Genomic DNA, 21,763 nt, shown 5'->3' with positions numbered 1-21,763 from the left:
CGACTCAAATAAAATGCACAGAGCGTCTACCATTCGATGCAATGTGCATTTTTTATTTCTGACAAAAGTTCCTAGTTCCTAATCGCCAGAAGGCGTAAAATTTGACGATTAGGAACTAGATTCTACTAGTAGCAAGACAATTAGGCGGTAGCATGACACAAGCAAATACAAACAATGCTTACGGTAAAGACATCGCAATGACTGTGATTGGCGCAGGCTCATACGGCACCTCTTTGGCAATCTCACTCGCTCGTAACGGCGCGAACGTTGTCCTTTGGGGACACGAGCCAGAGCACATGGCTCGCCTAGAAGCAGACCGAGCTAACCATGCCTTCTTACCAGGTGTTGATTTCCCTGAAAGCTTGATCATTGAATCGGATTTAGAAAAAGCCGTTCAAGCAAGCCGAGATTTGTTGGTTGTGGTTCCAAGCCATGTCTTTGGCATCGTGCTAAACAGCTGTAAACCATTCTTGCGCGAAGACTCTCGCATCTGTTGGGCAACCAAAGGGCTTGAACCTGAAACGGGGCGCCTACTGAAAGACGTTGCTTATGACATTATCGGTGAAAACTACTCACTAGCAGTATTGTCTGGCCCAACGTTTGCGAAAGAGCTCGCAATGGGTATGCCGACTGCAATTTCAGTTGCGTCTCCAGATTCTGAATTTGTTGCGGATCTACAAGAAAAAATCCACTGTAGCAAAACCTTCCGCGTATATGCCAATAGTGACTTTATTGGTATGCAATTGGGTGGCGCTGTGAAAAACGTTATTGCGATTGGTGCGGGTATGTCTGATGGTATCGGTTTTGGCGCCAATGCCCGTACTGCATTAATTACTCGAGGCTTGGCTGAAATGAGTCGCCTTGGTGCTGCGCTGGGTGCACAGCCAGAAACCTTTATGGGCATGGCGGGTTTAGGCGATCTTGTCCTGACATGTACCGATAACCAATCACGTAACCGACGCTTTGGCTTGGCATTAGGCCAAGGTAAAGACGTTGATACGGCTCAAGAAGAAATTGGTCAAGTGGTTGAAGGTTACCGCAATACAAAAGAAGTATGGCTACTTTCTCAACGTATGGGTGTTGAGATGCCGATAGTTGATCAAATTTATCAAGTATTGTATCAAGGAAAAGATGCGCGCTTAGCAGCGCAAGATTTACTTGCTCGTGACAAAAAAGCCGAAGGAAAGTAGCAATCTACCGCCCTTTGCAGCTCATCTGAGAAAAATTGAAGTTGTCGGGTCACGGAAGAACCACTCTGGATATTGAGAATGAAACACTGCGAAAAACAAAAAGTCTGGAACAAAATTGTCTCAGAAGCCCGTGAAATGTCAGAACAAGAGCCTATGCTGGCAAGCTTCTATCATGCCACCATTATCAAGCATGAAAGTTTGTGTGCCGCTCTGAGTTATATTCTGGCTAACAAATTGAACACCGCTTCCATGCCAGCGATGGCTGTGCGTGAAGTGGTTGAAGAAGCCTTTGCGGCTGATCCAACCATCACTGACGGTGCGGCTTGTGATATTTGTGCCACGGTCAATCGCGACCCTGCTGTTTCAATGTACTCAATGCCATTGCTGTACCTAAAAGGCTATCACGCACTGCAAGGCTACCGAGTAGCAAACTGGCTGTGGAAGCAAGGTCGTCACGCTCTTGCGACTTACCTACAAAATCAGATTTCGGTAGCATGTCAGGTCGATATCCACCCTGCAGCGCGCATTGGTAGTGGCATCATGCTCGACCATGCAACAGGCATCGTGATTGGTGAAACTGCCGTGGTCGAAAACGACGTGTCTATACTGCAAGATGTCACCCTTGGTGGTACTGGTAAAGAATGCGGTGATCGTCACCCGAAAATTCGTGAGGGTGTGATGATCGGAGCTGGTGCAAAGATTCTTGGCAATATCGAAGTCGGTGAAGGCGCGAAAATCGGATCTTGCTCTGTGGTATTGCAAGCCGTGCCTCCTCACACAACGGTGGCTGGCGTGCCTGCAAAAATCGTCGGACGTCCAAAAACGGACAAACCCTCTCTCGATATGGATCAAGGCTTTAACGGCAAGTCGCAAAGCTTTATCCATGGAGATGGTATTTAATCGTCAACAAACCTTTTTGACAACAACGTGGTAGGTAACTCTCAAGTGCGAAAACAAAATCACCCTGTTCTACGCTCGGCTATTTTATTAACTTGTGCTTTATCTGCCACTTATCCCATTACCTCCTCTGCTGTGAGTCAGCAAGAGCTCAAAGGCGTATCCAGTGAGATAAGCCGTCAGCGCAAATCGCTCTCTTCCCAAGAAAAGCAGCTCAATGAGTTACAGAAATCACTAAAAGATCAAGAGCTTGGTATTTCTAAGCTTGAGCGTGAAATACGACAAACCAAGTCTAACCTCGCACAAGCAGACAAAAACATAGAAAACCTGGAAGAGAAAATTGCCTTGCAAGAAGCACAGCGTCAAGAGCAAGAAGAAGAACTCAAACAGCTGCTGCAAACGTATTACGTAACCGAGCGAGCGAAGGCCAATGGTCACTTGTTAAATCAAGGTGTGGAAGAAGACCGCATGAGCCAATACTTCCAGCATTTAGCTAAAGCACGTGCTGAAGTGATTGATGCGATCACCAAAATAACCCAAGAATTAGCGCACAACAAAAACCAGCTCGAGCTAGAAAAAGAGCAAATCGAGACTCTGCTCAAGCAGCAATCCGAAAAACGTACAGCGCTAGCGAGTACACAATCCAAGCGTAAGCAAACCCTGAATAAAATTCAGAGCAGTATCAAGAATGACAAACGCTACTTAGCAGAGCTGCAACGCAACGAAACCCGTTTAAAAGCAGAGATCGCCAAAGCAGCGAAGCGTAATGCGGTGCCAATGGACGGACTCGGCAAACAGCGCGGTAAGTTGCCTTGGCCACTAAAAGGCAGTGTGTTACACAACTTTGGTACGCGACAAACCGGGCAGGTAAACTGGAAGGGCATGGTGCTGTCTGCCAACTATGGTCAACAAGTGAAAGCCGTTTATCCTGGTACTGTCGTATTTGCGGAGTATCTGCGCGGATACGGTTTAGTGGTACTGCTCGACCACGGCAAAGGTGACATGACCCTCTATGGTTACAACCAAGCCTTAACTAAAAAAGAAGGCGACCGAGTCACCGCCGGCGAAGTGATTGCTCTCGCGGGTGATACGGGCGGTCAAGACAGGCCATCGCTGTACTTCGAAATTCGTCGTAATAGTGAAGCGCAGAATCCGAAATCTTGGTTAAAGCGCTAATTATCTGACTTATTGACTTGTCATAAAAAAGGAGCCACTCGGCTCCTTTTTTGTATTCATATTTTGGAAAATACTATGCGTAGTAGGTTTCTACCGCATCAATAAAAGCATTCACATCATCTTTGCTTAACGCGTTGATTCCTGCCGCCGCCTCTCGCCCCCCACCTGTCGGGAACTGACCACACACGGCCACGGCACCTTGTTTATTGTTTAACGGGGCACGGAGTGAAACCGTATAAGTCCCATCTGCATTTTCAGTAAGTACCGCATGCGCAGAGTCAGGGTTTTGGTTTGCCAGCCAGTTGCCATAAACACCACTGATTCGGCGTGATGCCGCCGTGTTTGGTAACTCAAACAACTTCAGCTTACCGCTCTCATGCATGGCAGGCACTGCGAGAGCCGCCTCCATGTCTTGTTGGTAAGCCGATTGCAATTGGTAGTATGGCGAGGCCGTATCTTCAATAGCTTCAAATGGTGACGTGTACTTCAGCAAAGCTCGGTACAGCTCTGCAGGATGAAAGTGTAAATCTTCAACTTTCGAGCCGTAGCCGTTGTAGTTAATTAAAGTACCCAGCTCTTTTAGCTGCTCTTTCTGTTGCTGCGACAAGCCCGCGTTATTCGCTAACTCATCGGCTTTAGCAATCATGTTATCGCCATAAGCCGCCGTAATCGCCCAGTCATGAAAACGTCCATCGAGCAACTTATCGACAATCAACGCCGTGCACATGTTGGCATCGAGATCGATGTGCGCATCCAAATTACCATGCTGAGGAATGTCGCCCGCTTTGTGATGATCGGCGTAAAAGACGTGCGCGCCTTGAGCCAAAGCTTGCTCTAGACCTGCCATGTTCTTTTCCATCGAAATGTCTAACACAGTCAGCTCATCACCCGCTTGCACGTCTACTTTTTCCACCAGCTTGATGTCGCGCTTTACACCGGTTATTAACTGGGCATCGACAGGATCAGCCAAACGTAATTGTAGAAGAGCAATGATGCCATCAGCATCACCATTAAAAATGTCGTAATTCATGGGGCGATAGTTCCTTTATCGAGAATCTTATCCCTGCAAGGGTTTTTAGCGTATGGGACTATTGTGCGTGGCATATTTGACAAGTCAACTCGAGCCACGACTCGAAAATGAGAGTGACTCTCGAAATATTAAGCAGCTTGACGTTTAACTGTGTAGATTGCTAACCGCATCTTCTAATAACAGTAGCTGCTCTAAGCCCTGCTCAGTTGCTAATGGCTTAACGACATTAAGCATCTGCAACATCCCTTGCTTCACCATTTGCTCAGTAATGTTGGTTTTTGAAGCCATCGCAGATTGATACGCCAACCAACTACACGCAATCAAGTGCAATGTACATACCAGTGACTTCAACTGTAGTTGATCGACATTCAACAGCTTCATCGTTACGAACTCTTGCATAATAGCAATGAGATTCGCTTGCAGCTTCTCTTGCACATCGATGTACTGCTCGTGTAGCTGTTCATCTCGTGACAAGATTTCTGGTAGGTTTGCGTAGAAAAAGCGGTATTTCCACATCAAGGTAAAAATAGAGTCTAGGTAGCTCTTCAGCATAGTCAGGCTCTCTTGCGAACCTTGAATAGGGGTAAATCTTTCTAAAAGTTCTGCTGAATAAAGCGCAAAGATCTCACGAACGATTTCTTGCTTATTGCGGAAGTGGTAATACAGATTACCAGGGCTAATTTCGATGTGATCGGCAATGTGATTGGTGGTGATGTTGCGCTCACCATGTTGGTTGAACAACTCCAGTGCCGCGTAGACGATTTTGTCGCGCGTTTTCATTGTTATCGTGTTCCCTCTTCATTAACGAATCGAGTATAGCGACTTCACCAACCTAGGTCGATAGAGGCTCCAAATACGGTAACATAACAGACCAGTTAAGATGCCAGTTGAGTTGGCGACAAGGTCTAACCAAGAAGTTTGTCGCCCTACATACCCTTGCAACCACTCAATAACGGCGCTGAATAGCAAAATACTAATCGCCACCGCCCAACGTTGACGCCAACGCCACACACAAAAACAACCTAAAAACGCAAAGCCGCTATACGCCATAGCGTGCTGCATTTTGTCGAGATACGCGATATTGCCCCAGTCTTGCAGTTCACCTGAACTCAGAGATAAAAAAGCGATCAATATGGCGTAGCTAAAGATGACGAAACGTGCAGCCGTCAGGTTCATTGGACGTCCTTATGCAATTGGAAATGGAAAGGCCGTCACTTGATCAATGTGGTCACAGCCTAGCGCCAGCATGATCAAACGATCGATACCCAACGCGACCCCTGCACAATCTGGCAACCCTGCTTCCAGTGCAGAGATCAGATGATAATCGATCGGCTGTGGTTTTAAACCCATTTCGATACGCTTTGCGTTATCTTGTTCAAAGCGCGCTAATTGCTCTTTCGGGTTATCCAGTTCATGAAATCCGTTCGCCAGCTCTATCCCCTTAAAGTACACTTCAAAACGATCCGCGACGCGATGATCTTGAGGATTGATTTTCGCAAGCGCCGCCTGTGATGCAGGGAAGTCGTACACAAAAGCCGGCACGTCCTGACCAATTTTGTTTTCTACTCCCACGCTAAATAGTAGTTGCAGCAGCGTATCGCGCTCTTCTTCTGGCTCAGCAATGTCACTCAAACCCAGCTTGCTTGCCGCCGCTTTCAGCTCAGTCATCGAGCCTTCCAGTGGACACACACCCAACACATCAATGAAGGCTTGCTGATACGTCATGCGCTGCGCTGCGCCACACTTCAATACCAGCTGCAACAGGTCATCCATTTCATCTATCAATTTATGATGGTCAAAGCCAACGCGATACCACTCCAACATCGTGAATTCAGGGTTGTGGTAGCGACCATTCTCTTCATTACGAAATGCTTTGTTGATTTGATAAATACAACCGCTACCCGCAGCCAAAAGGCGCTTCATATGGAATTCTGGGCTGGTCATAAAAAACAGCTTACTGCCATCGGCATAGCCTGGGCCAACAAACTCGGTTTGGAAAGTATGCAAATGGATGTCAGTCACGGTTGCGTGACTCATGGCTGGCGTATCGACTTCCATCACCTGTCGGTCAGCGAAGAATTGTCGAATCGACGCGACTAACGTCGCACGTTGACGAAGTTGGTCAATGGAAGCAGTAGGTTGCCAGTTGGTTTGCATAACAAATCTCTCAAACTTTAATTCAGCGAGGAAAGTCTCATTCTACATGCTTTTTACTCTTCAAGAAGAGAGGAATATCCCTTCTTCTTTTTACTAATGAGCTCGCCAATTTGAGGCAAGCATTACTCGTGCCGCAGAACAAAAAACACTCAGTTAAAATCCTATTATCCATGCGGTTAATGTCACGCAACACAGGCTTAACATCCCTAATGTTAATGCTTGAGGGCCAAAACCTCGATGCCGTGATAGCAGTCACATAACCTATAAATTCTATGCCCTTAAGTGCATTACCGAAGCAAAAACCCAATTACATCAATTTTTCTGCCATGTGGCTCATCTACACTAACCCTACTACTTTTGGGGAGTTCTTTTTAAAGAGCGCCTCGTAATGACAATAACAAGCGGATTTCCGCAATCACACACTGGAGGATAACTGTGCAAATTATCACCACAGATATCGCAGTCATCGGCGCAGGCGGCGCTGGTCTTCGTACTGCTATTGCAGCGGCTGAAGCAAACCCAGACTTAGAAGTCGCTCTGATTTCTAAAGTTTATCCAATGCGCTCCCACACGGTCGCTGCAGAGGGTGGCTCAGCAGCAGTTATCAAGGATGAAGATAGCTTAGACAACCACTTCAACGACACTGTTGGCGGTGGTGACTGGCTATGTGAACAGGATGTTGTTGAATACTTTGTAGAGAACGCGACTCGCGAAATGATCCAAATGGAGCAATGGGGTTGCCCATGGAGTCGTAAAGAGAACGGTGAAGTCAACGTACGCCGCTTTGGTGGTATGAAGGTTGAACGTACTTGGTTCGCTGCAGACAAAACTGGCTTCCACATGCTTCATACGCTATTCCAGACATCAATGAAGTACAGCAACATCAAACGTTTTGATGAGTACTTTGTGGTGGATCTGCTTGTTGATGAAGGCGAAGTTCAAGGTCTGATTGCTATTCACATGTCTGAAGGCGAGCTTGTTACTATCAAAGCAAAATCGGTTGTTCTAGCAACAGGTGGCGCGGGCCGTGTTTACCACTGTAACACCAACGGCGGTATCGTAACGGGCGATGGTATGGCAATGGCTTACCGTCACGGCGTTCCTCTACGTGATATGGAATTCGTTCAATACCACCCAACCGGTCTTCCTGGTACAGGTATCCTGATGACGGAAGGTTGTCGTGGTGAAGGCGGTATCATCGTTAACAAGAATGGCTACCGTTACCTACAAGATTACGGCATGGGTCCTGAAACTCCAGTTGGCCAACCGAAGAACAAATACATGGAACTGGGTCCTCGTGACAAAGTTTCTCAAGCTTTCTGGCACGAACAACAGAAAGGCAACACCATCAAACACCCACTGGGTGACGTGGTGCACCTAGACCTTCGCCATCTTGGTGAAGAGTACCTACAAGAGCGTCTACCGTTCATCTGTGAGCTAGCAAAAGCTTACGTAAACGTGGACCCTGCAAAAGAGCCAATTCCAATTCGTCCAACCGTTCACTACACCATGGGTGGTATTGAAACGGACGGCGGATGTGAAACTCGCATTAAAGGCCTATTCGCGGTGGGTGAATGTGCGTCTGTTGGTCTTCACGGTGCAAACCGTTTAGGGTCTAACTCACTGGCTGAGTTCGTGGTATTTGGCCGCGTAGCGGGTGAAAACGCAGTGAAACGCGCAGCAGAATTCAAAGGTTGGAACGACGCGGCAATTGACGCGCAAGTCAAAGCCGTAGAAGAGCGCATCGCGAAACTGATGAACCAAGAAGGCGACGAAAACTGGGCAGAAATACGCACAGAAATGGGCCACACCATGGAAGCGGGCTGTGGTATATACCGCCAAGAAGATTTGATGCAAGCGACTATCGACAAAATCACTGAGTTGAAAGAACGCTACAAACGCATCAGCATCAAAGACAAAGGTAAAGTGTTCAACACAGACCTTCTATACGCAATCGAAGTGGGTTACGGCCTAGAAGTCGCAGAAGCGATGGTTCACTCTGCGATTCTACGTAAAGAGTCGCGCGGCGCGCACCAACGTCTAGACGACGGTTGTACAGAACGTGATGACGTGAATTTCCTAAAACACTCACTTGCTTTCTACAAGCCAGAGTCAGCACCAAGTATCGATTACAGCAATGTGACCATCACTAAGTCACAGCCAAAAGCTCGTCTATACGGTGAAGCAGCAGAAAAAGCAGCGGCTGAAGAGAAGAACGCAGAGGAGCAAGCATAATGTCAGCAAATCGCATTCAAAAAGTAGACATCCTGCGTTACGACCCAGAGAAAGATGCAGAACCATACAAGCAAACATTCGAAGTCCCATTCGATGAAACCATGTCTGTACTTGACGCACTTGGTTACATCAAAGACCACCTAGACAAAGATCTGTCTTACCGTTGGTCTTGCCGTATGGCGATCTGTGGTTCTTGCGGCATCATGGTGAACAACGTACCGAAACTTGCTTGTAAGAGCTTCCTACGTGACTACCCAGACGGTGTGACTATCGAGCCTCTAGCGAACTTCCCAATCGAGAAAGACTTGATTGTTGATATGACGCCATTCATCGAGCGCCTAGAAGCAATCAAACCATACATCATTGGTAACGATCGTAAACCAGAAGACGGTACGAACTTGCAAACGCCAGAACAGATGGCGAAATACAAGCAATTCGCTGGCTGTATCAACTGTGGTCTGTGCTATGCAGCATGTCCTCAGTTTGGTCTTAACCCAGAGTTCATCGGTCCTGCTGCACTAACGCTAGCCCACCGCTACAACCTAGACAGCCGTGACAACGGTAAAGATGAGCGCATGAAGCTTATCAACGGTGAAAACGGTGCTTGGGGTTGTACGTTTGTTGGTTACTGTTCTGAAGTTTGTCCGAAGAACGTTGACCCAGCAGCGGCAGTAAACCAAGGCAAAGTGGAGTCTTCTATGGACTTCGTGATTGCTATGTTGAAACCTGATGGTTCACCAAAGAAAGTGGAGGCATAAGGATGAGCAATCGTAAACCTTACGTTCGTGAAGTAAAACGCACTTGGTGGAAGAACCATCCTTTCTACCGCTTCTACATGCTACGCGAAGCTACGGTGCTTCCGTTAATCCTATTCACTCTGTTCCTAACTTTCGGTTTAGGTTGCTTGGTGAAAGGTCCTGAAGCATGGCAAGGTTGGTTAGCATTCATGGCGAACCCAATCGTAGTCGCAATCAACATCGTTGCACTACTCGGTAGCCTATTCCACGCTCAAACTTTCTTCAGCATGATGCCACAAGTAATGCCAATTCGTTTGAAAGGCAAACCAGTGGACAAGAAGATCATCGTATTGACTCAGTGGGCCGCTGTTGCGTTTATCTCACTGATCGTTCTCATCGTGGTGTAAGGAGCTGAGCAATGAAACCGAATTATAGTGTAAACACATCACCAAAACGTTCTGATGAGCCAATCTGGTGGGGTCTGTTTGGCGCAGGTGGTACTTGGTTCGCGATGATCACGCCAATCACGGTATTGGTGCTGGGCATCTTGGTCCCACTAGGCGTGATTGATGCAGAAGCGATGAGCTACGAGCGTGTCTCCGCATTCGCAACCAGCATCATCGGTGCGCTATTCATCATTGGCACGCTAGCATTGCCAATGTGGCATGCAATGCACCGTGTACACCACGGCATGCACGACCTTAAGTTCCACACTGGTGTGATTGGTAAAATTGCATGCTATGCATTTGCAGGCCTCATCACTGCACTAGCAGTTATCTTTATCTTCATGATTTAAGAGACTGACCAAAAAAGAAAAAGCTGGCTAAATGCCAGCTTTTTTATTGCTTTGGGTTACCTATGATCTTTTTGCTTTTTAAGCTTTTGACCACCCATGATCTTATTGCTGTGTGACCTTCTTTGTCTGGTCCATAAGACCCAGAGCACCAAAGCCAGTAATCACATCTAGGTTTGTTTTCAAGCCCGTTTCGTCACTTCCACCAATGTAATTTTGTGGCATCTGAACTTGGAAGTTTTGCAAATTGTTGTACAGCGAGTTCGCTACGTCTCGATTCAATTCTGCCAAGTAAACTTCACGGTTTGCTCCTAACGCCGCATACTTACCTTTAAGGACTTCAGATTCTGCGCGACCTTTCGCTAATATCGCTTTCGCTTCAAACTCAGCAGAAAGTGCGTTCGCTTTTTGAATCGCTAAGTTAGCCTCTGCGATAGCTAGCTCTTTCTCCTTCTCGACTTCAGCAAGTCGTTTGGTTTTTTCCACTTCAACGATTTCACGCTCTGCAATCTGACGTGCAACTTCCACTTCTTTTTGCTGAGCAATAATTGCGAGTTCTTTACCACGCTGAGCGTCTTGCACCTCACGTGTTCGTTGAATCTCTTTGCGTAACTGCTCGGTCTCTGCCTGTGCTTTCGACGTTTCTTGTTCCTGAATCGCGCGAATACGATCCGCCACTAAACGCTTTTTATCTGCCAATAGCTGATCTAATTGCTTTTCTGGCTGCGGGTCACCAATGGTCACCTGCGTCACTTGAATACCGTATTGTTGTAACGGATTGTCTTGACGAATCGGTTGCCCGGTTTTGTCTACGACAGGTACGGTTTTCCAAACCAGTTGATTGGTGCGCTGTAATTGGTTCGGATTAGCTTGATTCGCCCCAACAGGCGCAAGATCCAACTCTTCCACTTCAACCTGACGTCGCTCTGTTAGATAAATCCCCTCTCGTAACTGATCGCCAAGTTTCGATTTGAACTGGTTCAAACCACCTTGGAAAAACTCTTCACCCGTGTATTGGGTTGCGGTAATCACCGTTACGTTACGTGCGTTCTTTACAAGCAGCGCATCGATCAAGTTACTGTTGTTGCGGAACTCTTTATGCATCTTCTTCACCGCTTCAGGGTCATTACTGAGCTTAAAGCGGAATGTTACGGGGATCTGACCAATATAGGTGTCGGCAAATCGAACCTGAATCGCATCAAGACGTTGATAAAAATCTTCGCCCTTGCTGTTACCGAATGACACGGTGATCACTTGGTCATACTTGGTGATTTTGGACAGAAATGGCATACGAAAATGAATGCCAGGTTCAGTAAACACATCCAACTCACCAGTAATATTATTCTGATGCACGTAGCTGTAACCCGCATCGGTCATCAGCACCGAGCTATTAATCGTTAAGCCTATTGCCAACAGCGGTACGCCAAATACGGCTGCTTTTAATCCTTTATGTAGTAACTGACGTCTCTCTTCCACCTTTAAACCCCTTCCTAAACCTCTGCTTTCCATTTTGTTCTCCTTTTTTGGATTGTTACTGAGTTAAATCGATAAAAATCAGATTGCTATGCAACTCAGCAACAAGTACTAATGTATCAAAATGTTACATTAAGGAATAATCGACAGATTCATGGAATAAATAAGATTTTTACGAATAATACAAAATCATCAAAAATTTGCGGAGGATATCGATGTTTTACGCAGAGGGATTAAAAGAGAAGAATCACAGGCAATAAAAAAGGCCGCCGAAGCGACCTTTCTAACAATCATATAAAGTGCTTACTTCACACGACCTACGTATTCAGCAGTACGAGTATCTACGCGAATCACTTCACCAATTGAGATGAACAGAGGAACACGAACAACAGCGCCAGTTGATAGCGTCGCTGGTTTACCGCCAGTACCTTGAGTATCACCTTTCAGGCCTGGATCTGTGTCTACAACTTCTAGCTCAACGAAGTTTGGTGGAGTAACAGTAATTGGGTTACCGTTCCAAAGAGTGATCATACAAGTGTTGTTTTCTACCAACCACTTAGCGTTTTCACCTACCGCTTTTGCATCCGCTGCGATCTGTTCAAACGTTTCACTGTTCATAAAGTGGTAGAATTCGCCGTCTGAATATAGATAATCTAGGTCGATATCCATTACGTCTGCCACTTCACAAGTGTCACCAGACTTGAATGTTTTCTCTAGCACTTTACCAGAAAGAAGTTTACGAATTTTAACACGGTTGAACGCTTGGCCTTTACCTGGTTTAACGTATTCGTTTTCCAGAATTACACAAGGCTCGTTATCAAGCATTAACTTAAGACCGCCTTTAAATTCATTGGTGCTAACTGTAGCCATTTTTTCCTCTTACATTCTTAGAGCTAAATTCAATGCCGCACATAATAACCCGAAAAGTCGAATCTGTTGAGCAAAACTGGCTCAAACAGTTGGCGAATGGGATCTCTGATCCTGCAAAATTGCTCGAAATACTGGAAATTGATCCTTCACCGTGGCAAGACGGGTTTGCCGCGCGCAAGCTGTTTGCACAGCGTGTACCGCAAAGTTTTGTCGATAGGATGGAGAAAGGCAACCCTAAAGACCCTCTTCTACGTCAGGTTTTACCACTGAGCGACGAATTTGAGGTGCATCCGGGTTACTCCAGTGATCCATTGGAAGAGCAGGACAATGAAGTCCCTGGCCTGCTACACAAGTATCGCAACCGCGCCCTGATGATTGTCAAAGGTGGCTGCGCGGTAAATTGCCGTTACTGCTTTCGTCGTCACTTCCCTTATCAAGAGAACAAAAGCGGGAAACAAGCCTGGACCAAGTGCTTAGAGTACATGGCACAACAACCAGAGTTGAACGAAGTCATCTTCTCAGGTGGTGATCCATTAATGGCAAAAGACGATGAGATTCATTGGCTTTTAGAGCACATTGCTCATATTCCTCACATCAAACGTCTGCGTATTCATAGCCGTTTACCTGTGGTGATTCCTGCTCGAGTCACTGATGAACTATGCCAACTTCTGCAAGCATCAAGGTTACAAATCATCCTCGTCACTCACATCAACCATGCCAACGAAATCAATAACGAATTTGCTGAACAGATGTTCAAGCTCAAAAGAGCGGGCGTTACGCTTCTAAACCAAGGCGTTCTGCTGAAAGGCGTGAATGATTCGGTAGAAGCTCAAGTGACGTTAAGTGAGGCCTTATTTGACGCGGGTATCTTGCCTTATTACCTCCACGTTCTTGATAAGGTGCAAGGCGCAGCGCACTATTTTATTTCGGACGAAGAAGCGAAAGCTATTATGCGCGGACTCATCACGCGTGTATCGGGTTATCTGGTACCAAAACTCACACGAGAAATTGGTGGCAGGCCAAGTAAAACGCCGTTGGATTTGCATTTAGAGTAAGCTCTGACGCTCAATTAAATTTGTCGTCTAGATTGATTATTTTTGTTCGCTTTGCACGGTAAGTCTATGCATACTCCGCACTTTTGGAGGTCAAGATGCATACAGCATTCGAACAAATTTTCGATCTTGGCCCATTCAGTTGGCCTGCCCTACTATGCTGCGCCATTAATGGGCTCATGATCGGTATAGAGCGCCAAACTCGTGGTAAACCGGTTGGCATTCGCACAGCAATATTAATTATTTCAGGCACCTACCTGTTTATGTCGATGGCAGTATCGTTATCGCCAAATACACTTGATCAAGCACGAGTGCTTGGTCAGATCATTACTGGCGTCGGCTTCTTAGGCGCTGGCGTTATGATGACACTTGATGGAAAAATCCATGGCGTAACATCCGCGGCTGTAATATGGGTACTAGCAGGTTTAGGTTTGATGATAGGTTTGGGTTATTTAACGCAGTCGGTGGTTATTACTCTCCTGACATTAACCGTGTTGTTAGGTGTGGATAAAGCAGAAAACCACATCAAAGCATTACGCCGCGGTGTTCATCAAAGAATTCAACAACGCAAAACTTCATCACGATTAATTAAATAGTTAACGCTCCGAGAAACTCACTTCATCTCATCAGTAATTAAAGAGCCCTCGACGAACATCGAGGGCTTTCTGTATATAAAGATTCTGACTTTCTCAGGGATTACTTAGCAAAGTTGATGAGTGGGAAACACTTGAAGAAACCGTTATCCGCACAGTTCAAAAGACCAATTTGCACGCCATCGATTTGATCGGTCATGTTGAAGAAACCAAACTGGAAATTAGACTTCTTAGAGATACTCGCTAAGCCCACATCCGCCATGGTGTAGCCTTCAGAATAGTTCACCGCGCTCCAGTTCAAGCCTTTTACGTTGTTCGTAATGTTAACAGCACCCAAGTTAACACCCGTCGTCTGACCTTGGTTCCAGTTAACTAAGCCTAAAGACGCGCCTTTCATTTCTTGATTTACTTTTGCTGCGCCAAAAAACAGACCGAAGTTCACACCTGTCGTACGATCCGTTTCTGACATACCAAGCAGTGAAAAGTCGACACCTTTAACCTCATTTACCTGCCCATGCAGCACAGCTAAACGAACGCCACCAACTGAAGAATTAGAAGGTGCGTTTGTGTTATCGATAGTAGAGAACATCACAGGTGTACTGTCGGCAAAAGCAACAGGTGATGCGATAGCGGCTGCAACCGCCAATGACGTCATAAGCTTTTTCATTTTCATCTCCATGATGGGAAGCAACAATTTACAACATAGTGTAATGTTCAGATTTTGCTCTGTCCCCGTTCAAAAAGTGTTAGCAATAGGTCAGATTTAACCATCTGACTCAAAAGAAAAAATATTCCTCTTCGATTTTTTGCTTCTGAAATGGCGCTTTTTACGCTCAAAAATTTCATGATAAGCCACACCAGAACGTCATGTTTCTCAGGTGATACGCATAAAAAAGTCGAGGCATCTGCCTCGACTTTTAAAGGTTTGGTCGGTTATCTTTCCGCTATAAGGTTTCCCTAGAGCGATGAGATAAGCTGGCTTACATCATGCCGCCCATACCGCCCATGCCACCCATGCCGCCCATGTCAGGCATCGCTGGCGCGTCTTTTTGCGGTAGGTCAGTAACCATCGCTTCAGTAGTGATCATCAGACCTGCAACCGATGCTGCGAATTGTAGTGCAGAACGAGTAACTTTAGTTGGGTCCAGGATACCCATTTCTAGCATGTCGCCGTATTCGCCTGTTGCCGCGTTGTAGCCGTAGCTACCTTCACCCGCTTTCACGTTGTTCGCAACCACTGAGTCTTCCTCACCTGCGTTCTTCGTGATTTGACGGATTGGCGCTTCCATTGCACGTAGTGCAACGCGGATACCAACGTTTTGTTCTTCGTTGTCACCCGTTAGGTGAGCAATCTTAGATGCCGCGCGGATAAGTGCAACACCACCACCAGCAACAACACCTTCTTCAACCGCTGCGCGAGTTGCGGCTAGCGCATCTTCTACACGGTCTTTCTTCTCTTTCATTTCAACTTCAGTCGCTGCACCGACTTTGATTACTGCAACACCGCCAGCCAGTTTAGCTACGCGCTCTTGTAGTTTCTCTTTGTCGTAGTCTGAAGTTGCGTCTTCGATTTGTTGACGAATCTGAGCAACACGGCCAGAGATCATCTCTTCTTCACCGATACCATCGATGATAGTCGTGTTTTCTTTCGTGATAGAAACACGCTTCGCTTGACCTAGATCTTCTAGTGCAACTTTTTCTAGCTCTAGACCGATTTCTTCAGAAATCACAGTACCGCCAGTTAGGATAGCGATGTCTTGTAGCATTGCTTTACGACGGTCACCGAAGCCAGGTGCTTTCACAGCTGCAACTTTTACGATGCCACGCATGTTGTTCACAACCAATGTTGCTAGCGCTTCGCCTTCTACATCTTCTGCAATGATAAGCAGTGGACGAGATGCTTTCGCGACAGCTTCTAGCGTTGGAAGAAGCTCACGAATGTTTGAGATCTTCTTGTCTACTAGAAGAATGAATGGGTTTTCTAGATCAACACTGCCTGATTCTTGGTTGTTGATGAAGTAAGGAGACAGGTAACCGCGGTCGAACTGCATACCTTCTACTACGTCTAACTCGTCTTGTAGCGCCTGACCTTCTTCAACCGTGATAACGCCATCACGACCCACACGCTCCATTGCTTCTGCAATGATATTACCTACGCTTGCGTCTGAGTTTGCAGAGATAGTACCAACCTGCGCGATCGCTTTTGTGTCGTTACATTCAACAGAAAGCTCTTTTAGTTGCTCAACTGCCGCGGCAACAGCTTTGTCGATACCACGCTTAAGATCCATTGGGTTCATGCCCGCTGCGACTGCTTTTAGACCTTCGTTAACGATAGATTGTGCTAGTACCGTTGCTGTTGTTGTACCGTCACCCGCTGCGTCGTTTGCTTTAGACGCAACTTCTTTAACCATTTGTGCGCCCATGTTCTGGAATTTATCTTCCAGCTCGATTTCACGCGCTACTGATACACCATCTTTAGTGATAGTCGGTGCACCAAAAGATTTGTCTAGAACGACATTACGTCCTTTAGGACCCAGTGTTACTTTTACTGCGTCAGCCAGAACGTTTACACCTTCCAGCATTTTAACTCGTGCGTCATTACCAAATTTAACGTCTTTAGCAGCCATCTTTGATTTCCTTTCTAAAATTCTTTGTGTGTAATTTCGTAATTGAATCTGAGCAAAAAATTACTCAATGATTGCTATTATTCAACGATCGCCATGATGTCGTTTTCAGACATGACAAGCACTTCTTTACCGTCGATTTTTTCAGTTTTTGTACCGTAACCTTCAGCGAAGATAACGGTATCACCGACTTTAACGTCTAGTGGCAGTACGGTGCCGTTTTCTAGGATGCGGCCTTTACCCACAGCTAGAACAACACCGCGAGTCGATTTTTCTGCAGCAGAACCAGTCAGAACGATGCCACCAGCAGACTTAGATTCAACTTCTTTACGTTCAACGATAACTCGGTCATGTAATGGACGAATGTTCATCGGTCGTCTCTCCTGAAAATTTCCATGTTTATTTGATAATTGTCCTTAGGGACTGTAGCCCCAGACACGTGATCCCTATATAAGGGGTCGAAGCAGCGATCCCAAGGGGGTGGCACAAAATTTTTGTGACTTAGTTAAAATAACGAACAACTAGGCAACGGTTTGCGTTAGAAATGCTCACTCGCTCGGCATCTCGCTTTCTTGTATCCTTGCAGTTTGCTCACCAGATAGTTGTCACACATGCAGGAAAATAACAAGCTGGAACCCCAAGCGACCGATAAGCATGGTTTGTTGACCGCACCCATTCCTGAAACGCTGCGGAAAATGACCGTACCCATGACCATGGGCATGATCGCAATTTTGATGTTTAACTTGGTGGACACGTTTTTTATCTCGTTGCTTGGCACTCAAGCGCTAGCAGCTATCAGCTATACCTTCCCTGTAACCTTTGCGGTTAACTGCATTACGATGGGGATTGGGATGGGACTAGCGACCAATATTGGTCGCTTGCTTGGGCAAGGTCATGCACCACAAGCTGCTCGGTTCACCACTCACGGTTTGTTGTTAGCCGTGTTACTTGTGGCTATCGCGTCTTCTATTGGCTTTACCACCATTGCGCCATTGTTTCGTTTTCTTGGTGCGTCTGATGATCTCATCCCTCTTATTGAGCAATATATGCAGGTCTGGTATCTCACCATTCCTCTGCTAGTGATCCCAATGGCGGGCAACAGTGCTATCCGAGCTACTGGCGACACAAAAACACCAGCAAAAGTCATGATGTTGGCTGGTTTGATTAATGGCATGCTCGATCCATTGTTGATTTTCGGTTATGGCCCTTTTCCGGAACTTGGCATTCAAGGCGCAGCCATAGCAAGTGCCTTTAGCTGGTTAGGTGCTTTGTGTGGCTCATTCTATGTGCTAATTAAACGGGAAAAATTGCTTGCTCAACCCCAATGGGCTTTGCTGAAACAAGACTGGCAACAGACACTAAAAATTGGTACCCCTGCAGCGCTATCAAACGCGATGAATCCGTTGTCCGGTGCCATTCTGATGATGCTGTTATCCAACCACGGTACAGCGGCGGTTGCTGCTTACGGCGCAGCGCAGCGTATTGAGTCTATATTGATTTTAGTATTGATGTCGCTGACCTCTGCCCTCACACCGTTTATGGCACAAAATTTAGGAGCCAAACAACCGCAACGAGCCTTTTCCGGTTTATTTATTAGCATGCGTTTTGCAGTGGTATTCCAAGGGTTTATCTTCTTGATGATGGTGCCACTGAGCATTCCTCTGGCTGCGCTGTTTTCTCAGGAAGATGCGGTGAAAAACCTGCTTTGGCATTATTTACTGGTGGTGCCATTTAGTTATGGCTTCCAAGGCATCGTAATGATGTTAGTCAGTGGTTTGAATGCGATGCACAAGCCATTGCGTGCATTCCAGTGGAGCTTTATGCGGCTGTTCATTTTTACCTTGCCATCGGCGTGGGTCGGGAGCCAAATCTACAGCATTGAAGGCTTGTTTATCGGTATCGCGGTTGGGAATACGTTGGGTGGGCTACTGGGCTACTTGTTTGCGCTGCGCGAGCGAAAATTAACGCTCATAGAGCAGAGCAGCGTGTCTTAACACTCGTCTATCACTAGTTTCTTTTTGTTGATTCTCAAATACAAAAAAACCGCGGAAAGCCGCGGTTTTGTTTATCTATTTCAAGCTTGCTTAGAACAACTCTTCAGCAACTTTGTATAGATCGTTGCGTACTGGACGCTTCATGTTTTCGATTGCGTCGATGATATCGTGGTGAACAAGTTGCTCTTTCACGATACCTACACAACGACCACCATGACCTTCGATCAATAGGTGAACAGCGTAGTTACCCATACGAGATGCTAGTACGCGGTCAAATGCAGTTGGACGACCACCACGTTGGATGTGACCAAGTACTGTTGCACGAGTTTCACGACCTGTCGCGGCTTCGATGTCACGTGCTAGTTCATTAGCATCCATCATTAGCTCAGTAAGCGCGATGATCGCGTGTTTCTTACCTTTAGCGATACCATCTTGGATGTTGCTGATCAGCTTGTCTTTGTCTAGACCAGTTTCCGGAGTGATGATGTATTCACAACCGCCCGCAATTGCAGACATCAGAGTCAAATCACCACAGTGACGGCCCATGATTTCTACAATTGAAATGCGTTGGTGAGACGAAGAAGTATCACGTAGACGGTCGATTGCATCGATAACGGTGTTTAGTGCACTTAGGTAGCCCACAGTGTAATCCGTACCTGCGATATCGTTGTCGATTGTGCCCGGAAGACCGATACATGGGTAACCCATTTCAGTCAGTTTCTTCGCACCCATGTACGAACCATCACCACCGATTACCACTAGTGCATCGATACCATGTTTTTTCAGGTTCTCAATCGCTTTTTCACGAACTTCCACTTGTTTAAATTCAGGGAAACGTGCAGAACCTAGGAACGTACCACCTTTGTTGATCACATCTGAAACGCTAGAACGATCTAGCTTCTCGATGCGGCCTTCGTATAGGCCTAGGTAGCCGTCGTACACACCGAATACTTCCAATCCTTCGGATAGTGCTGTACGTACTACGCCGCGTATCGCAGCGTTCATACCAGGTGCGTCACCGCCACTTGTTAAAACACCGATCTTCTTAATCATGCTCACCCTCGATCTTTGGCAATCAATTATTTAATTTTCTTTTAGGCCCCTTGTTACCAAGCAACCTGCATAATCCAGAACTGTGCGTTATGTTACATTTCCTCTACAGGATTACCAATGAAAACGCACTTTTTTATGTAACTTTTCTACTTATGTAAGAGTATTACAGTTTCTCTATGAAACTTTGTTGATTCATATCAGGATCACGAATCTTAATAAGTATTGATGGAAAGATAGTCAATAAGTACCTGTTTGTCGTCGGGCACTGATGGATTTTTCAAGCCTACCAATCTTGCGCTTTCTGCTCTTTCTCAGGTCCGAAAACGACAGACAATGGATCTTGATGGATCAGTACGTCCGCACCAGGAAACAGAGCCAATAAATTATCTTCCACTTTATCAGCGATGTAATGCGCCTCAATTAATCGTAAGTTATCGTCTAGCTCTAAATGCAACTGTATAAAGCGCGTCGGTCCGGACATTCGCGTGCGTAACTGATGCACGCCCAATACCCCTTTTACGCTCAAACAAGCTTGGTTAATTTGCTCAAGTTCTTCATCGGGCAACTTTCTATCAAGTAAGGTTTGAATCGCTTCGCTGACCATTTTGAAAGCGCTATAAAGAATGAAGACACCAATACCAATCGCAAACACAGCATCCGCTTGAGTCACTCCAAAATAACTGAGCCCCAGAGCAACCATGATCGCAGCATTCATATACAAGTCAGTCTGATAATGCAGAGAATCCGCCGCTATTGCTTGGCTCCCCGTCACGCGAACCACATGTTTTTGGAACATCACCAAGCCAAGTGTGACCACAATCGCAAACAGCGATACATACACACCTAACTCCGGTGCGTGTAAAGCATGTGGGCGGAAAAATCGGTCAATCCCGTTAAGAATCAAAAATACTGCCGAGCCCGAAATAAACATTGCTTGGGCTAGGGCCGCTAAGGACTCAGCTTTACCATGTCCAAACGTATGTTCGCGGTCTGCCGGTTGTAAGGCGTAACGAACCACCACAAGATTCACAACCGAAGCCGCGATATCTAACATGGAGTCAATCAATGACGCCAATAAGCTCACTGAGCCGGTTACCCACCACGTGATGACTTTTACTATCAGAAGAAGCGTCGCCACAATGGTTGCAGTCCAAGCGGCGGTCGTAACTAAACGTGCGTATTGCTGTTTCATAATCAAAGAGTTAACTAAAACCATACGTTGAGTATATTGAATGACCATGAAATAACCAGATCAAAAAGAGGCAACCAATGGCTGCCTCTTTATATAACATCAATTCATGACTTAATTATTGCGCGACTTTTCCATGCGCTTGTGCATTCTGTCGCCACACTCTTGCATACGTTCATTTTGTAGCTCAACAAATTTCGCTTTCTGCTCAGGTGTTAATACGCTAAGCATTTGGTGCTTTCTTTCTAGCATTTGCACGCGACGTTCCGTTTGGCGCTCAACCATCTCTTTTGCTAATTCGCTAGCTTGAGCTTCATCAAAATTATCCGCCAGCAAAAGCGATTGCACTTTTGCGTGATGCGCTTGACGCTCAGCCATACGTGCTTCTTTGCCATCAGCGAATTTTGCTTTCATTTCTGCTTTGTTTGCTTCACGCATTTTTTTTAGCTGATCTTTTTGTGCATCAGTCAGGTCTAGTTGACGCATGACACCTCGGTCCATACCCATGCCGCATTCGTCACGAGGACCTTTATGATGGTTTTTACCACCGTAAGCGAATGCGCTTGCGGCGCCAAGAGTAAGAGGTAGAACAACAGCAGCTAACACAAGTTTTTTTGCAGACTTCATAATATGATTCCTTACACAGGTGAGTGGTTCTTCTGAGCTGTTCTCACAGCGCTTGAGTATAGAATACGACCCG

General features: G+C 46.1%; 22 protein-coding genes. 10 read left to right on the top strand and 12 right to left on the bottom strand.

Annotation, left to right across the window (positions count from 1 at the left end):
- The first annotated feature begins 152 nt into the window (after positions 1 to 152).
- The 3 genes from gpsA to R7D93_RS22480 all read left to right on the top strand — a co-directional run bounded on the left by gpsA (position 153) and on the right by R7D93_RS22480 (position 3,263).
- Positions 153 to 1,190, top strand: coding sequence for an NAD(P)H-dependent glycerol-3-phosphate dehydrogenase (gene gpsA, locus R7D93_RS22490; RefSeq protein WP_005381474.1), 1,038 nt, complete (start codon positions 153 to 155; stop codon positions 1,188 to 1,190).
- Between the two features lie 78 nt (positions 1,191 to 1,268).
- On the top strand, positions 1,269 to 2,090 hold the full coding sequence (gene cysE, locus R7D93_RS22485) for a serine O-acetyltransferase (RefSeq protein WP_005381475.1): 822 nt from the start codon (positions 1,269 to 1,271) through the stop codon (positions 2,088 to 2,090).
- A 27-nt stretch (positions 2,091 to 2,117) separates the two neighbouring features.
- On the top strand, positions 2,118 to 3,263 hold the full coding sequence (locus R7D93_RS22480; protein WP_005381476.1) for a murein hydrolase activator EnvC family protein: 1,146 nt from the start codon (positions 2,118 to 2,120) through the stop codon (positions 3,261 to 3,263).
- Between the two features lie 73 nt (positions 3,264 to 3,336).
- Here the strand turns inward: R7D93_RS22480 and R7D93_RS22475 are convergent, their stop codons facing one another.
- From R7D93_RS22475 to epmA, 4 genes are all read right to left on the bottom strand, one after another.
- Positions 3,337 to 4,293 (bottom strand): acetyltransferase, encoded by a 957-nt coding sequence (locus R7D93_RS22475; RefSeq protein WP_054575298.1) that lies wholly within the window; start codon positions 4,291 to 4,293, stop codon positions 3,337 to 3,339.
- A gap of 144 nt (positions 4,294 to 4,437) precedes the next feature.
- Positions 4,438 to 5,073 carry a TetR/AcrR family transcriptional regulator gene (locus R7D93_RS22470; RefSeq protein WP_005386402.1) on the bottom strand — a complete coding sequence of 212 codons (636 nt, stop codon included), beginning with the start codon at positions 5,071 to 5,073 and terminating at the stop codon, positions 4,438 to 4,440.
- Between the two features lie 21 nt (positions 5,074 to 5,094).
- Positions 5,095 to 5,469 carry a VanZ family protein gene (locus tag R7D93_RS22465; RefSeq protein ID WP_017635567.1) on the bottom strand — a complete coding sequence of 125 codons (375 nt, stop codon included), beginning with the start codon at positions 5,467 to 5,469 and terminating at the stop codon, positions 5,095 to 5,097.
- A 9-nt stretch (positions 5,470 to 5,478) separates the two neighbouring features.
- On the bottom strand, positions 5,479 to 6,450 hold the full coding sequence (gene epmA, locus R7D93_RS22460; RefSeq protein ID WP_225497135.1) for an elongation factor P--(R)-beta-lysine ligase: 972 nt from the start codon (positions 6,448 to 6,450) through the stop codon (positions 5,479 to 5,481).
- Positions 6,451 to 6,885: 435 nt separating this feature from the next.
- Between epmA and frdA the strand changes: the two genes are divergently transcribed.
- The 4 genes from frdA to frdD are packed head-to-tail and all read left to right on the top strand — an operon-like array spanning position 6,886 to position 10,218.
- Positions 6,886 to 8,685, top strand: a complete 1,800-nt coding sequence (gene frdA / locus R7D93_RS22455) for a fumarate reductase (quinol) flavoprotein subunit (RefSeq protein WP_005381487.1) — start codon at positions 6,886 to 6,888, stop codon at positions 8,683 to 8,685.
- Complete coding sequence (locus R7D93_RS22450) at positions 8,685 to 9,443, top strand: succinate dehydrogenase/fumarate reductase iron-sulfur subunit (protein ID WP_005381489.1); 759 nt, start codon at positions 8,685 to 8,687, stop codon at positions 9,441 to 9,443. The genes frdA and R7D93_RS22450 overlap by 1 nt, the downstream gene beginning before the upstream one ends.
- A gap of 2 nt (positions 9,444 to 9,445) precedes the next feature.
- Complete coding sequence (gene frdC / locus R7D93_RS22445) at positions 9,446 to 9,829, top strand: fumarate reductase subunit FrdC (protein ID WP_005381491.1); 384 nt, start codon at positions 9,446 to 9,448, stop codon at positions 9,827 to 9,829.
- An 11-nt stretch (positions 9,830 to 9,840) separates the two neighbouring features.
- Positions 9,841 to 10,218 (top strand): fumarate reductase subunit FrdD, encoded by a 378-nt coding sequence (gene frdD / locus R7D93_RS22440; RefSeq protein WP_005381493.1) that lies wholly within the window; start codon positions 9,841 to 9,843, stop codon positions 10,216 to 10,218.
- Between the two features lie 102 nt (positions 10,219 to 10,320).
- Here the strand turns inward: frdD and R7D93_RS22435 are convergent, their stop codons facing one another.
- Positions 10,321 to 11,724: an SPFH domain-containing protein gene (locus R7D93_RS22435; protein ID WP_005381498.1), complete on the bottom strand. Its 1,404-nt coding sequence runs from the start codon at positions 11,722 to 11,724 to the stop codon at positions 10,321 to 10,323.
- Positions 11,725 to 11,991: 267 nt separating this feature from the next.
- Positions 11,992 to 12,558: an elongation factor P gene (gene efp / locus R7D93_RS22430; protein WP_005381500.1), complete on the bottom strand. Its 567-nt coding sequence runs from the start codon at positions 12,556 to 12,558 to the stop codon at positions 11,992 to 11,994.
- 32 nt (positions 12,559 to 12,590) lie between these two features.
- Between efp and epmB the strand changes: the two genes are divergently transcribed.
- Positions 12,591 to 13,613 carry an EF-P beta-lysylation protein EpmB gene (gene epmB / locus R7D93_RS22425; protein WP_017635566.1) on the top strand — a complete coding sequence of 341 codons (1,023 nt, stop codon included), beginning with the start codon at positions 12,591 to 12,593 and terminating at the stop codon, positions 13,611 to 13,613.
- Between the two features lie 95 nt (positions 13,614 to 13,708).
- Positions 13,709 to 14,206, top strand: a complete 498-nt coding sequence (locus tag R7D93_RS22420) for an MgtC/SapB family protein (RefSeq protein WP_005381504.1) — start codon at positions 13,709 to 13,711, stop codon at positions 14,204 to 14,206.
- 100 nt (positions 14,207 to 14,306) lie between these two features.
- On the opposite strand, the gene R7D93_RS22415 is transcribed toward R7D93_RS22420, so the two are convergent.
- The 3 genes from R7D93_RS22415 to R7D93_RS22405 all read right to left on the bottom strand — a co-directional run bounded on the left by R7D93_RS22415 (position 14,307) and on the right by R7D93_RS22405 (position 17,198).
- Positions 14,307 to 14,870 carry a VC2662 family protein gene (locus R7D93_RS22415; RefSeq protein ID WP_005381507.1) on the bottom strand — a complete coding sequence of 188 codons (564 nt, stop codon included), beginning with the start codon at positions 14,868 to 14,870 and terminating at the stop codon, positions 14,307 to 14,309.
- Between the two features lie 313 nt (positions 14,871 to 15,183).
- Positions 15,184 to 16,830: a chaperonin GroEL gene (groL, locus tag R7D93_RS22410; RefSeq protein ID WP_005381509.1), complete on the bottom strand. Its 1,647-nt coding sequence runs from the start codon at positions 16,828 to 16,830 to the stop codon at positions 15,184 to 15,186.
- A 77-nt stretch (positions 16,831 to 16,907) separates the two neighbouring features.
- Positions 16,908 to 17,198, bottom strand: a complete 291-nt coding sequence (locus tag R7D93_RS22405) for a co-chaperone GroES (protein ID WP_005381516.1) — start codon at positions 17,196 to 17,198, stop codon at positions 16,908 to 16,910.
- A 240-nt stretch (positions 17,199 to 17,438) separates the two neighbouring features.
- Between R7D93_RS22405 and R7D93_RS22400 the strand changes: the two genes are divergently transcribed.
- On the top strand, positions 17,439 to 18,821 hold the full coding sequence (locus R7D93_RS22400) for an MATE family efflux transporter (protein WP_033907284.1): 1,383 nt from the start codon (positions 17,439 to 17,441) through the stop codon (positions 18,819 to 18,821).
- Between the two features lie 90 nt (positions 18,822 to 18,911).
- Here the strand turns inward: R7D93_RS22400 and pfkA are convergent, their stop codons facing one another.
- From pfkA to R7D93_RS22385, 3 genes are all read right to left on the bottom strand, one after another.
- Positions 18,912 to 19,874, bottom strand: a complete 963-nt coding sequence (gene pfkA, locus R7D93_RS22395; protein ID WP_005381521.1) for a 6-phosphofructokinase — start codon at positions 19,872 to 19,874, stop codon at positions 18,912 to 18,914.
- Between the two features lie 283 nt (positions 19,875 to 20,157).
- Positions 20,158 to 21,066 carry a CDF family cation-efflux transporter FieF gene (fieF, locus tag R7D93_RS22390; protein WP_213868925.1) on the bottom strand — a complete coding sequence of 303 codons (909 nt, stop codon included), beginning with the start codon at positions 21,064 to 21,066 and terminating at the stop codon, positions 20,158 to 20,160.
- Between the two features lie 111 nt (positions 21,067 to 21,177).
- On the bottom strand, positions 21,178 to 21,690 hold the full coding sequence (locus R7D93_RS22385) for a CpxP family protein (RefSeq protein ID WP_130545483.1): 513 nt from the start codon (positions 21,688 to 21,690) through the stop codon (positions 21,178 to 21,180).
- Between the last annotated feature and the right edge of the window lie 73 nt (positions 21,691 to 21,763).

It is taken from the genome of Vibrio sp. YT-15 (genome assembly GCF_033337445.1).
Taxonomy (GTDB): Bacteria; Pseudomonadota; Gammaproteobacteria; order Enterobacterales; family Vibrionaceae; genus Vibrio; species Vibrio alginolyticus.
The sequence above is the reverse complement of the archived record's forward strand: the minus strand, read 5'-3'. Positions and strand labels throughout refer to the sequence as shown.

What these genes read in the sequence shown, in the direction of transcription:
- groL (WP_005381509.1), bottom strand. Translation starts at nt 16,830, where the DNA reads ATGGCTGCTAAAGACGTTAAATTTGGTAATGACGCACGAGTTAAAATG.
- epmA (WP_225497135.1), bottom strand. Translation starts at nt 6,450, where the DNA reads ATGCAAACCAACTGGCAACCTACTGCTTCCATTGACCAACTTCGTCAA.
- R7D93_RS22385 (WP_130545483.1), bottom strand. Translation starts at nt 21,690, where the DNA reads ATGAAGTCTGCAAAAAAACTTGTGTTAGCTGCTGTTGTTCTACCTCTT.
- R7D93_RS22415 (WP_005381507.1), bottom strand. Translation starts at nt 14,870, where the DNA reads ATGAAAAAGCTTATGACGTCATTGGCGGTTGCAGCCGCTATCGCATCA.
- R7D93_RS22405 (WP_005381516.1), bottom strand. Translation starts at nt 17,198, where the DNA reads ATGAACATTCGTCCATTACATGACCGAGTTATCGTTGAACGTAAAGAA.
- cysE (WP_005381475.1), top strand. Translation starts at nt 1,269, where the DNA reads ATGAAACACTGCGAAAAACAAAAAGTCTGGAACAAAATTGTCTCAGAA.
- pfkA (WP_005381521.1), bottom strand. Translation starts at nt 19,874, where the DNA reads ATGATTAAGAAGATCGGTGTTTTAACAAGTGGCGGTGACGCACCTGGT.
- fieF (WP_213868925.1), bottom strand. Translation starts at nt 21,066, where the DNA reads ATGAAACAGCAATACGCACGTTTAGTTACGACCGCCGCTTGGACTGCA.
- R7D93_RS22450 (WP_005381489.1), top strand. Translation starts at nt 8,685, where the DNA reads ATGTCAGCAAATCGCATTCAAAAAGTAGACATCCTGCGTTACGACCCA.
- epmB (WP_017635566.1), top strand. Translation starts at nt 12,591, where the DNA reads ATGCCGCACATAATAACCCGAAAAGTCGAATCTGTTGAGCAAAACTGG.
- frdD (WP_005381493.1), top strand. Translation starts at nt 9,841, where the DNA reads ATGAAACCGAATTATAGTGTAAACACATCACCAAAACGTTCTGATGAG.
- R7D93_RS22475 (WP_054575298.1), bottom strand. Translation starts at nt 4,293, where the DNA reads ATGAATTACGACATTTTTAATGGTGATGCTGATGGCATCATTGCTCTT.
- R7D93_RS22420 (WP_005381504.1), top strand. Translation starts at nt 13,709, where the DNA reads ATGCATACAGCATTCGAACAAATTTTCGATCTTGGCCCATTCAGTTGG.
- efp (WP_005381500.1), bottom strand. Translation starts at nt 12,558, where the DNA reads ATGGCTACAGTTAGCACCAATGAATTTAAAGGCGGTCTTAAGTTAATG.
- R7D93_RS22400 (WP_033907284.1), top strand. Translation starts at nt 17,439, where the DNA reads ATGCAGGAAAATAACAAGCTGGAACCCCAAGCGACCGATAAGCATGGT.
- R7D93_RS22465 (WP_017635567.1), bottom strand. Translation starts at nt 5,469, where the DNA reads ATGAACCTGACGGCTGCACGTTTCGTCATCTTTAGCTACGCCATATTG.
- R7D93_RS22470 (WP_005386402.1), bottom strand. Translation starts at nt 5,073, where the DNA reads ATGAAAACGCGCGACAAAATCGTCTACGCGGCACTGGAGTTGTTCAAC.
- gpsA (WP_005381474.1), top strand. Translation starts at nt 153, where the DNA reads ATGACACAAGCAAATACAAACAATGCTTACGGTAAAGACATCGCAATG.
- frdC (WP_005381491.1), top strand. Translation starts at nt 9,446, where the DNA reads ATGAGCAATCGTAAACCTTACGTTCGTGAAGTAAAACGCACTTGGTGG.
- R7D93_RS22435 (WP_005381498.1), bottom strand. Translation starts at nt 11,724, where the DNA reads ATGGAAAGCAGAGGTTTAGGAAGGGGTTTAAAGGTGGAAGAGAGACGT.